General features: G+C 54.6%; 12 protein-coding genes. 2 read left to right on the forward strand and 10 right to left on the reverse strand.

The features are described 5' to 3' along the window. The 8 genes from PHC90_10625 to thrC form a co-directional block, all read right to left on the reverse strand. The coding region (locus tag PHC90_10625) for an LON peptidase substrate-binding domain-containing protein (protein ID MDD3846800.1) at nucleotides 1-371 on the reverse strand (371 nt) is incomplete at its 3' end. A gap of 8 nt (nucleotides 372-379) precedes the next feature. Next, complete coding sequence (gene dnaK / locus PHC90_10630; GenBank protein MDD3846801.1) at nucleotides 380-2302, reverse strand: molecular chaperone DnaK; 1923 nt, start codon at nucleotides 2300-2302, stop codon at nucleotides 380-382. A gap of 163 nt (nucleotides 2303-2465) precedes the next feature. Further along, nucleotides 2466-3296, reverse strand: coding sequence for a metal ABC transporter permease (locus PHC90_10635; GenBank protein ID MDD3846802.1), 831 nt, complete (start codon nucleotides 3294-3296; stop codon nucleotides 2466-2468). 63 nt (nucleotides 3297-3359) lie between these two features. Next, nucleotides 3360-4124, reverse strand: coding sequence for a metal ABC transporter ATP-binding protein (locus PHC90_10640; protein ID MDD3846803.1), 765 nt, complete (start codon nucleotides 4122-4124; stop codon nucleotides 3360-3362). Further along, the gene (locus PHC90_10645) at nucleotides 4115-5080 is read right to left on the reverse strand and encodes a zinc ABC transporter substrate-binding protein (GenBank protein ID MDD3846804.1); all 966 of its coding nucleotides are present in this window, start codon (nucleotides 5078-5080) and stop codon (nucleotides 4115-4117) included. The genes PHC90_10640 and PHC90_10645 overlap by 10 nt, the downstream gene beginning before the upstream one ends. Continuing rightward, nucleotides 5077-5511, reverse strand: a complete 435-nt coding sequence (locus PHC90_10650; protein MDD3846805.1) for a Fur family transcriptional regulator — start codon at nucleotides 5509-5511, stop codon at nucleotides 5077-5079. The genes PHC90_10645 and PHC90_10650 overlap by 4 nt, the downstream gene beginning before the upstream one ends. 214 nt (nucleotides 5512-5725) lie before the next feature. Next, complete coding sequence (locus tag PHC90_10655) at nucleotides 5726-5947, reverse strand: rhodanese-like domain-containing protein (GenBank protein MDD3846806.1); 222 nt, start codon at nucleotides 5945-5947, stop codon at nucleotides 5726-5728. A gap of 123 nt (nucleotides 5948-6070) precedes the next feature. Beyond that, nucleotides 6071-7528: a threonine synthase gene (thrC, locus tag PHC90_10660; protein ID MDD3846807.1), complete on the reverse strand. Its 1458-nt coding sequence runs from the start codon at nucleotides 7526-7528 to the stop codon at nucleotides 6071-6073. 61 nt (nucleotides 7529-7589) lie between these two features. On the opposite strand from thrC, the gene PHC90_10665 reads away from it, so the two are divergent. Next, the gene (locus PHC90_10665) at nucleotides 7590-8180 is read left to right on the forward strand and encodes a hypothetical protein (protein ID MDD3846808.1); all 591 of its coding nucleotides are present in this window, start codon (nucleotides 7590-7592) and stop codon (nucleotides 8178-8180) included. Nucleotides 8181-8313: 133 nt separating this feature from the next. On the opposite strand, the gene PHC90_10670 is transcribed toward PHC90_10665, so the two are convergent. Together PHC90_10670 and pyrF are read right to left on the reverse strand one after the other, a co-directional pair. Beyond that, complete coding sequence (locus tag PHC90_10670; protein MDD3846809.1) at nucleotides 8314-9033, reverse strand: RNA methyltransferase; 720 nt, start codon at nucleotides 9031-9033, stop codon at nucleotides 8314-8316. Then, nucleotides 9017-9739, reverse strand: a complete 723-nt coding sequence (gene pyrF, locus PHC90_10675; protein ID MDD3846810.1) for an orotidine-5'-phosphate decarboxylase — start codon at nucleotides 9737-9739, stop codon at nucleotides 9017-9019. The genes PHC90_10670 and pyrF overlap by 17 nt, the downstream gene beginning before the upstream one ends. A 59-nt stretch (nucleotides 9740-9798) precedes the next feature. Between pyrF and PHC90_10680 the strand changes: the two genes are divergently transcribed. Next, nucleotides 9799-10370 (forward strand): EamA family transporter (locus PHC90_10680; protein ID MDD3846811.1); only part of this gene is annotated, 572 nt, incomplete at its 3' end.

Raw genomic sequence — 10370 nt, forward strand, 5'->3', positions numbered from 1 at the left:
ATACTTGCCTTGATGTTTGGCTCGGCCTCGGTGAACTCGATGACCTTGCACCTGCACAGGCCCTGAATTACTACCCTCTGGCTCCCATCGACCATTTTGACCATCTTCATGATGGTCGCGACGGCCCCGACCGTGTAGAGGTCTTCCGCGCCCGGGTCCTCGATATCGGGATTCTTCTGCGTTATGATGGCTATCATCTTGTCCTTGCTCATTGCCTCATCGACAAGGCGTATCGATTTCTCCCGCCCCACGATGAGGGGCATAACAAGGTCGGGGTATGCCACCGTTCCCCTCAACGGCAGAACGGGCAGTTCGGCCGGTATGAACATCCTGTCTTTTATGCTTTTATCGTTCTTTAAGCCGATTACCATTCTTCCCCCTATTTCTTCACATCCTCAAATTCCGCGTCCACGACATCATCGTCTCTCTTGCCGTCGCCCTGCTGGGCCTGCTGCTGTGGACCGCCATCCTGTCCGGGGGCGCCCTGCGACGTCGTTTGTGATGTCTGTTTGTAGAGTGTTTCGGCAAGATTATGGGAGGCCTTGGTCAGATCTTCCGCTGCCTTTTTGATCCTTTCGGAATCACCACTCTTTATGGCCTCCCTTGCGGGGGTCAGCAGGTCCTCAACGGTCCTGATGTCCTCGGCGGAGAGCTTGTCCTTGTTCTCACTGAGTGTTTTCTCGGTTGTGTAAATGATGTTGTCGAGCTGATTGCGCTGCTCGACATCCTGTTTTCTCTTGCGGTCCTCCTCGGCATTGGCCTCGGAATCGTGGACCATCTTCTGGATGTCCTCTTCCGAGAGGCCTGTTGAAGCGGTGATTCGGATGCTCTGCTCTTTGCCGGTTGCCGTGTCCTTCGCGGATACGTGGAGTATGCCATTTGCGTCAATGTCGAAAGTGACCTCTATCTGCGGTATACCCCTCGGCGCCGGAGGCAGTCCGATGAGGTGGAACCTTCCCAGCGTCCTGTTGTCTCTGGCCATTTCCCTCTCGCCCTGAAGCACGTGTATCTCGACGCTCGTCTGACTGTCCTCGGCGGTTGTAAAGACCTGGCTCTTCTTGGTCGGGATGGTGGTATTGCGTTCGATTATCCTCGTCAGCACCCCGCCAAGCGTCTCGATGCCCAGTGACAGGGGTGTTACATCAAGAAGAAGAACATCCTTTACCTCGCCGGCGAGAACGCCTGCCTGAACGGCTGCACCGAGGGCAACGACTTCGTCGGGGTTAACGCCGCGATGAGGTTCCTTGCCGAAGAATTCCTTCACGATATCCTGTATTCTGGGAATCCTGGTGGAGCCGCCGACGAGGACCACCTCGTCGATCTTATCCGTCGGGATCTTTGCGTCATTGAGGGCGCGCCGGCAAGGCTCCATGGTCCTCTGAAAGAGGTCGTCGGCCAGCTTTTCCAGCTCTGCCCTTCTGAGCGTCATGTTAAGGTGTTTTGGTCCCGAGGCGTCAGCCGTGATGAAGGGCAGGTTTATCTCCGTCTCGATGGTCGTAGAGAGTTCCACCTTGGCGCGTTCGGCCGCTTCTTTGAGCCGCTGCAGGGCCATCCGGTCCTTTGAAAGATCTATACCCTGGTCTTTCTTGAATTCGGAGACGATCCAGTCTATCACGCGCTGGTCGATGTCGTCGCCGCCGAGGTGGGTATCTCCATTCGTCGACTTGACCTCCACGACGTTGTCGCCGACCTCGAGGATGGATATATCAAAGGTACCGCCCCCGAAGTCATAAACAGCGATGGTTTCATCTTTCTTCTTGTCGAGGCCGTACGCCAATGCCGATGCCGTGGGCTCGTTGATGATCCGAAGGACATTGAGCCCCGCTATCCTGCCGGCGTCTTTCGTCGCCTGCCGCTGTGAATCGTTGAAATAAGCCGGCACGGTTACGACCGCGTCGTCTATCTGCTGGCCGAGGTAGGCCTCAGCGGATTTTCTCAGTTTCTGGAGCACAAAGGCCGATATCTCCTGCGGGGTGTACTGCTTACCCCGGACATCGACACGGACGTTGCCTTCCTGATCTTCGACCACCTTGTAAGGAACGGTCTTGATCTCTTCCTGAACCTCGCTAAAACGTCTTCCCACAAATCTCTTTATCGAAAATATGGTGTTCTCGGGATTTGTAATGGCCTGCCTCTTTGCCGTCTGCCCGACGAGTACCTCGCCATCCTTTGTGAACGCAACCACACTTGGTGTAATCCTGCTTCCTTCTTCATTTATGATGACCTTCGGCTCGCCGCCCTCCATAACCGCGACAACTGAATTCGTAGTGCCCAGGTCTATTCCGATAACTTTTCTTGCCATGTTCATCTCCTCCTGAAATTTTCGCGTCTAGGCTAATATAATGTTGGAGTTTTGCGTTGTCAACGTTGGAACGTAATCTTTTTCTTGCGAATATCCGGCTGAAAATACGGAGAGTTATCGCTGAAAAGCGTGGTCAGGGGTACGAGGTGGCTTCGGCAAGGCCCTATGGCTGTTGGGAGGCCCGCTTGCTCCTTACACGAGCTGTCATAAATGACAGGAGAAAAAGCACGAAGTTCACCATGACTATGGTAGCTCCGGCGGGCAGATCGAGGGCAAAAGAAATGGTAATACCTGCAAGTACGGAGAGGATGCCCGTGAGGCAGGATACGACGATGGTTGTCCTGAATCCCCGGGCAAACTGCAATGCTGTCACCGGGGGAATGATGAGCAGTGCCGAGACCAGCATGATCCCTACGACCCTCATGGCGAGAACGACTGTGAGCGCCGTGAGGAGGACCAAAATGCGGTTGATGCGCTCCGTCTTTATCCCGGAGACCCTGGCAGATTCCTCGTCGAAGGTGATCGCAAGCAATTCGCGGTAAGAGAGGACAATGACAATAATGAGGCAAAGACACAAAAGGACGGAGGTCCATACCTCTGCGTAGCTTATGGCCAGTATGTTCCCAAAAAGGTAGCTGAAAAGATCGACATTGAAACCGCCTGCGATGCTCGCGATAAGGATGCCCCCGGCTATGCCCAACGAGGAAACGATGCCTATGGCGGCGTCCCCGTAGAGGCGGGCCTTGTCGATGAGTTTGAGAATACCCAGGGCGCTTGCCATGACGATGGGGACCGCCACATAGAAAGGATAGGATTGGAAGAGAAGTCCCATGGCAATACCGCCGAACGTGACATGCGCGAGCCCGTCGCCTATCAAGGAGAGTCGCCGAAGGACGAGAAACGTGCCGAGGATCGAACAAAGCGCGGCTATGAAGCAGCCCGCAACAAGCCCCCGCTGGATGAAACCGTGGCTGAAGAGGTCAAGAAAGTCCATCAGGCCTCTCCGGTAATGACCAATGGAAAAACGAGGGGACGGATGAGCCGTGCCGGTCATGTATCATTGGTTATCATGCCTGTGACAGATGAGGTGCTGAGAGTATTCACCGAAGTAGTTCGTCATGTCCCTGGAAAGGCAGAAATCGTTGAACCCGCCATAAAATATGAGGTTCTTGTCCAGGTAGAGGAGCCTGGAGGCGTGCTGGCCGATGGTCCCCATGTCGTGGGTTATCATGATGATCGTCACCGCCCCATGTTCATTGAGGTCTTTCAGGGTTGCAAAGAATCTCTCCCGGCCTTCAGGATCGAGAGCGGTTGTCGGCTCGTCAAGAATGAGAAGCTCGGGTCCGGCCACCAGTGCCTTCGCTATAAGAACCCGCTGTTGTTGGCCCCCGGAGAGTTCCCCAATGAGCTTATTCCTGATGGGGGTGATATCCATGAGGGCCATGGCGTCATCAACGGATCTCCGGTCGCCCCGCGCGGCCCTCCTCGGGAAGCTCTTACCGGCCAGGAGCCCCAGGGCGACGATCTCCTCCACTGTCGCGGGAAAATGAGGGTTGAAGGCCGCTATCTTCTGGGGGAGGTATCCTACACGTTGCCACTCGTTGAACAGGCCGGCATTGTACCCAAAAAGGGTTGCCGAGCCGGCCGTCGGCCTGAGAAGCCCAAGAAGGAGACGGATGAGGGTGGTCTTTCCCGAGCCGTTCGGTCCGACTATTCCCAGGAATTCCCCTTTTTCAAGGGTGAAGGTGATGTCGCTCAATATCTCGACGCCGTTGAACCGAAAATACAGCTTTTCCGTTGTGACGATGCCCGTCATCTGCATTCGAGGCCCTTCCTGAGATTCTCAAGGTTGTTCTCCATGAGAGAGATGAAGGTCACGCCTTTTTCAAGCTCATCCTTCGTGAGGTTGTGAGCGCCGTGGAGATAAAGGAGCGCCGCGCCGCTCTCCCTGGAAAGAAGTTCCGACACTCTCGGGCTTATCAACTCCTCGAAATAGACATAACGAACACCTTTTTCGTTCATTTTCCTCTTGAGCGCGATTATTCTTCTTGCGGTGGGTTCCGCATTCGGAGACCCTTCGTAAGCGCTGATGTATTCCAGACCGTACCTGCGGGCGAGGTACCCGAAGGCAGAATGGCCGCCGTGAATGAGGGTCTTCGTCCTGCATGTCCCGAGAGCTTCACGGAACTTCGCGTCAAGGGAGGAGAGCCTTTCCTTATATGCGGCCGCATTCTTGCGGAAAAATGTGCTGTTTGCCGGATCGGCCACGCACAACCCATCGGTGATGGTGTCTACCATTGTCATGGCATTTTGGAAGTCCAGCCAGATGTGAGGGTCGTAAGTGCCGTGACCATGGCCGCCATGGCCGCCCTTTTCCTCCTCGCCTTCATGGTTTTCCTCGCCGCTTTCCATTAGTTTGATACCCTGGCTCGTGTTCGTGACGATGAGGGTCTTGTTGGAGATCCCCTTCAAGAGCTTCTCCGCCCAGGGTTCCATGTCCCTGCCGGTATACACGAAAAGTTGCGCGGCGTTGATTCGCACCATGTCTCCCGGTTTTGGCTCGAAGGCGTGGGGCTCCACTCCCGGCGGCAGGACCAGGGAGACGTCGGCCTTGTCGCCTGCGACCACCCTTGCGAAATCAAAAAGGGGAAAAAGGGTGGTGACGACGGCGATCCTTTGATGGCCGCCTCCGGCATTGTTATCTTTTGGCCCGCAGGAAACGGCGGTTATGAGGAGTACCGCCAGAAAGAGGACGAGGACCAGTCCCTTCCTTTTCATCGGTCCCTTCCCTTGCCCGGCGAACAATCACTGCAAACGCCGAAGACCTGCATGATATGTGATGAAACCTTTCCGTTCAGGGTTTGCGACACTTCTTTCTCGATCTCCTCGAAGGCACAAAAACTGAGATCGTCCACCTTCTTGCACGAGGTGCAGACGAAATGATGATGGTGCTCCCTGTTGTCGCAGAAGAAATAATAGAGTTTGCGGTCGGGATGGATGACCTTGACTATGACCCCGCCCCCCGCCAGATCTTCAAGGTTGCGATAGACAGTTGGGAGCCCGATGGCAGAGAAGATCCCTTTCATCCTTATCCAGACGTCCTCGGGGCTCAAGTAGGTGGATTCGCGGGACAGGATATCGAGAATGGCAAGCCTCTTCGGCGTCGCCTTGAGATTGAGTTCTTTCAGAATGCGGTTGTGGTCTTTCATGGCTGCCTAAATGAAAATCATTTCCATTTATTCTATGGCAATAGAAAGGGGATGTCAATGCGGCATTGCACGGAATCCGGGCAAAAGGGGTCCGGTTGCGCTATCGCTCTACGGGATTACCTCTTCTGACCCAGGCCGGGTAACCGGCCAGAAAGGTCATGACGTTGGTGTAACCCGCTTTCCTTGCCGCGACCGCGGCCTTAAAACTCGGGGCTCAACCGTACCCCCTGCAATAGAAGACGATAGGGGTGTCCTTTTCGGGCGGAAGGAACGCTGCGATCCTGTGGAATTCCTCCTGGGGGATGTGTATGGCGCCCGGTATACGGCCCGATACATATTCGAGGGTGGTTCGGTTGTCAGCGATGACGAGCCTCTTCCCATTTTCCATCCGGGCTTCCAGCTTCTTGACGTCGATATCTTCGATGCCGTCGGGCAAGAAACAACCGACGGGAAGAAGGCACAGAACCATTATTGCAGGTACATGGACCAGGCAGCGGATATATCTTCTCGCACGGGTTAAAAAGCGTTGCTTCATGTCGGTTTTAAGGAACGCCGTGGTTCATGGGGCGTATATTCTTCGGATCTTCTCTTTTGCCTCGTCGACCTGTGCCGGTGAAAGCTTGAGTCCCTCGGGTGTATGTATCGGTTCCGCTTCGATGCTGTAAACGCGCTCGGGAAGGTCTTCTTGCTCCTTCATACCGGGGGGCGGTTCGGGGATCAGCCCTATGGCCCTGCTGACATCCTCGGGGAATTTCCCCGGATCGGCCGTCTCGTAGATCACCGCGGGCCGGTCGTGTTTTCCTTGAAGATATTCCTCCAGAGCGGCCCAACCTACGGCGCCGTGAGGATCGAGAATTATCCCGTAGCGTTCGTAGACTGCCTTCATCGTCTCAAAATGCCGGGCATTGGTTATCCCCAGGGAAACGATGTCCCGCCGCATGGCTTCCATGTCGGGCATGCGGTCGATAATGCCGGGTTTTATCACGTTGCCCTTCGACGCATCCCGTTCGTCAAACATGTGGCCTCCGTAAAAGTCGATGAGGCGTGCCAAATTGCTCGGATGAGAGACGATCATCGCCGACGACGGACATTTGATGGAAGGCCGCACCGCATAGGTGCCGCAGGAGAGGAAATCTGGAAACTCTCTGTTCTCGTTGACGCCGCAGATGATCCTTTCTACGGGAAGCCCCATCTGTCTCGCTATGACGGTTCCCATCATATTGCCGAAATTGCCCGAGGGGATGCTGGCGATGAATGGCTCTCCCGGGACCCCCATCTGCGAATAGGCATAAAAAGGATAGACGGCCTGGGGAAGCAGCCTTCCAACGCTGATGGAATTGGCGGAGGTGAAGCGTTTGCTGTCGCCGAAAAGCCCCATGGCGAACGGTGTGTCGCCGAGGATGTTCTTGGCCAGGGCCTGGCAGACATCAAAATCGCCGTTCACTTCAAAGGCATGAACGTTGTTCCCCAGGGTCGTCATCTGCCGTCTCTGCCCTTCACTGATGGATCCCTTCGGATAGAAGACGATGTTATCGATGTTCCTGAGGCCGACCAGGGCGTCTGCCACAGCGCCGCCGGTGTCGCCGCTCGTGGCCACGATGACCACCTTTCGCAATCCTCTTTCGCCGAGGAAGAAGTTGAGCATCCTGCCAAAGAACCGGGCCGCATAGTCCTTGAAGGAATAGGTGGGTCCCCTGGTAAGCCACATGATGTATGTTTTTCCCGTGACTTTCTGAACCATGGTGGGGATCTTCCGGGCGTCGTAGGCATCCTCGAGGAGCGATCTCAACCTTTTCGGGGGCACCTCACGCCCGAGGAACGGCTCCAGCACTTCGTAGGCTATTGAGGCATAGGTCATGCCTCTCATGGCGTCTATCCGGTCCCTGGAAAGGATTGGGATGTCCCTTCGGGCGATCATGTAGAGTCCGTAGTTCGATGCCATGCCCGTCAGAAGCGCGGTCTCGAAACTGACACGTTTATCCGGGTCATTGGTGCTGTAATATATCGTCTCGTCCATGGCAGGTTAAGCATACAATAAAGTTTGCTTTTTTTTCAACTTCCTTTATAATTGTTACAACATGGGCTCAAAAAGACCTTACCTGTTTTCAGGAGTGATTCTTTTTCTGGTCCTTCTGCCCCTGGGCGGTGGGACTGTCAAGGCCGACCCCATGCCCGTGGGTGACCTTCAGGTCAAGGAAAAGGGAGTTGTACCTCCGGAGGGTCTTCCCAATGTATCGGCCGTAAAGAACCCCCACGGATTTCTTGAATTTGACGGCACAGGCTATCACGTCGTTACAAGGGAAACCAAGCCCCGGAGGGCAAGCTACATCCGTCTTAAGCCTGTCCCTTCATCAAAGGGGAAGGGGGCGGATTCCACTGTTTACACCCTTGAGGTACTGGACGAGAAGACCAGCGAAGGGGACAAGGAACCGGCCAGCTCTGCGGAAGATAAGCCCCACTTTGCCATTGAGAGGGTGGAGGACCTTGATAAAAAGGGCGTGGCAGCCGAACCAAGAAAGGAGCACAAGGCCGATGTCGGCCTCGGTATCAAGGTCTCCGAGTCCAGTGAAGTGATGGTTGGGCGCAATCTTATTGTGGAACGAAAGGATAACAGGCATCTCGATTCCCGCGACGACGGCTGGCGATTCCGTTTTAAGACAAACTTCTAGCGCTGCCCGAAGGATTCGGCAGCCACTTTTTCCCGGAAGATCTTTATCAGGCCCATGTTCGATCGATCCGATGTTCGATCGATCCGAATCGCATCGGAGAAGGTTGCGTGTTGGTAGAACGGGAGGAGATCCGTCAAAGTCTCTGCTTTTTCACTTCGTAGCAGGCCAGGGCAAAGGATGTGGCAACGTTGAGTGACGGAAAGGAAGGGTTCGTTGGTATCCTTACAAGGGCGTCGCAGGTATCTTTCGTAAGCCTGCGCAGACCTTCTTCCCCGCCGAAAACAAGGCATACGGGTCCCCTGAGGTCGGTCTCCCAGAGCGCTGTGCCGCCTCGCTCGTCGAGACCATAACAGAATATCCCTCTTTTTTTCAGTGTTTCGAGATACCGGGAAAGGTTGGTCACCCGCACGGCTTCCATGAATTCCGTCGCGCCCCGGGAAATGTTGGCCACCGTCTCATTTATCACGCAGGAGCGATCTTTGGGAAGGATGAGTGCGTCTACGCCCAGACAGGCGGAGCTTCTGGCGATGTTTCCGAGGTTCTGCGGGTCCTGCACGCCGTCCAGTGCTCCAAGGAAGACGGGGCCCATGGTATCGAGGCGCTGGAGGAAGGTGTCCTGGTCGGTATAATCGAAGTCGTCACGTTCAAGACATACGTGTGACCTGGGGGAGCCGCACTTTTTTACAAAGGCTTCCGACGGAAGGATCCGGTAGGCCACACCCTGCTTTCTTGCTTCCTCGATCATCTCCTCGGAGGCCTTCTCGTGTCCCTGGCGGATAAGAAGCCTGCGGACCTTACCGGGGTGGCTTTTCAGGGCCTCCTGAATGCTGTTCTTATTAAACAGAAAGGGCATCGCGTATGTCCCCGCTGATCTTTTTCAAAAGGGCCTTAGGGTCGGCTGCATTCCTGACCGCCCTTCCGAGGACGATGTGCGAAGCCCCCCTTCTTATGGCCTCCTGAGGCGTGATCGTCCGTTTTTGATCATCTTTCTTGTCTTCGATCCTCACCCCCGGCGTGATGATGAGAAAGTCCCTTCCGCATATCTCGCGGATCATCTCGATCTCGCTTCCTCCAGCGACAACTCCATCGAGCCCGGCTTCCCTGGCAAGGAGCGCCAGTCTTTTTGTCAGCTCGATGACGGGCATCTCGAAACCGACCCTTTCCAGTTCAGCGTCATCGAGGCTCGTGAGGACCGTCACCCCGATGATCCTGGGACGCTGAAGGCCAGGGTTCTTTCCTGCCTCAACGAGGGCCCGCTTGGCCTCGCTCATCATCGTGAATCCACCCGATGCGTGGACGTTCAAAATATCGACGCCGAGCTTTGCCGCCTCAATGGAGGCCTTTGCAACGGTATTGGGGATGTCGTGATATTTCAGGTCCAGAAAGACCTTTGAGTTCTTCAGTTTGATGTAGTCGACGATCTTGGGTCCGCATTGCGTGAAAAGCTGCTTGCCCACCTTGAACATGCCGACGTGGTCCTTGAATTCCACAACGAGTTGCTGTGCCTCCTCGAAACGGTCTACGTCGAGAGCAAAGATCATTTTTTCCCTGGGATCCATCGAATTCTCCATCATAATAAATTTTGACTTCTCGCGGTTAAGAATTGACAAAGCATTTCATGACAATTAAGAATAACTGCGTGGAACGTGAATACATGTCAGATCTTTTGCTCCTCTGTGTTTCCATGATCTGGGGCGTTAACCTGGTGGCGGTCAAATATCTTCTCAACGACCTTTCCCCGGTTAACGTCATATTGATCCGGTTTATAACGGGGAGTCTTCTTCTATTTCTTTTACTCTTTTTTCTTGAAGATGTAAAGGTGCCGGTCCGGGACATATGGAGGCTTACGCTGCTGGGGGCTGTCGGCATCGCGCTCTATCAGTTCCTTTTCACGTTTGCGTTGAAGTACACATCCGCCGTCAATGTCGGCATTCTCATCAACATGTCCCCCATATACGGGGGCTTTCTGAGCAGCCTTTTCGGCTATGAAAAATTCATGAAGAAACGGATATTCGCCATTATCGTCGGGTTCGCCGGTGTGTACATTCTCATGACAAAGGGGGATTGGATCTTCTTCATGAACGGCGATATAGCGGGCACTGTTCTGGCGCTTGCCGCCAGTCTTTCCTGGGCTCTCTACACCATCCTTTCCAAGCCGCTCCTGCAAAAGCACTCGCCATTGAAGGTAAC

This window comes from Syntrophorhabdaceae bacterium (assembly GCA_028698615.1).
Lineage (GTDB): Bacteria > Desulfobacterota > Syntrophorhabdia > Syntrophorhabdales > Syntrophorhabdaceae > Delta-02.

Excerpts from the sequence above, each read along its gene's own strand:
- PHC90_10665 (MDD3846808.1), top strand. The coding sequence starts at position 7,590 with ATGGGCTCAAAAAGACCTTACCTGTTTTCAGGAGTGATTCTTTTTCTG.
- dnaK (MDD3846801.1), bottom strand. The coding sequence starts at position 2,302 with ATGGCAAGAAAAGTTATCGGAATAGACCTGGGCACTACGAATTCAGTT.
- PHC90_10635 (MDD3846802.1), bottom strand. The coding sequence starts at position 3,296 with ATGGACTTTCTTGACCTCTTCAGCCACGGTTTCATCCAGCGGGGGCTT.
- PHC90_10640 (MDD3846803.1), bottom strand. The coding sequence starts at position 4,124 with ATGCAGATGACGGGCATCGTCACAACGGAAAAGCTGTATTTTCGGTTC.
- thrC (MDD3846807.1), bottom strand. The coding sequence starts at position 7,528 with ATGGACGAGACGATATATTACAGCACCAATGACCCGGATAAACGTGTC.
- pyrF (MDD3846810.1), bottom strand. The coding sequence starts at position 9,739 with ATGGATCCCAGGGAAAAAATGATCTTTGCTCTCGACGTAGACCGTTTC.
- PHC90_10645 (MDD3846804.1), bottom strand. The coding sequence starts at position 5,080 with ATGAAAAGGAAGGGACTGGTCCTCGTCCTCTTTCTGGCGGTACTCCTC.
- PHC90_10670 (MDD3846809.1), bottom strand. The coding sequence starts at position 9,033 with ATGCCCTTTCTGTTTAATAAGAACAGCATTCAGGAGGCCCTGAAAAGC.
- PHC90_10650 (MDD3846805.1), bottom strand. The coding sequence starts at position 5,511 with ATGAAAGACCACAACCGCATTCTGAAAGAACTCAATCTCAAGGCGACG.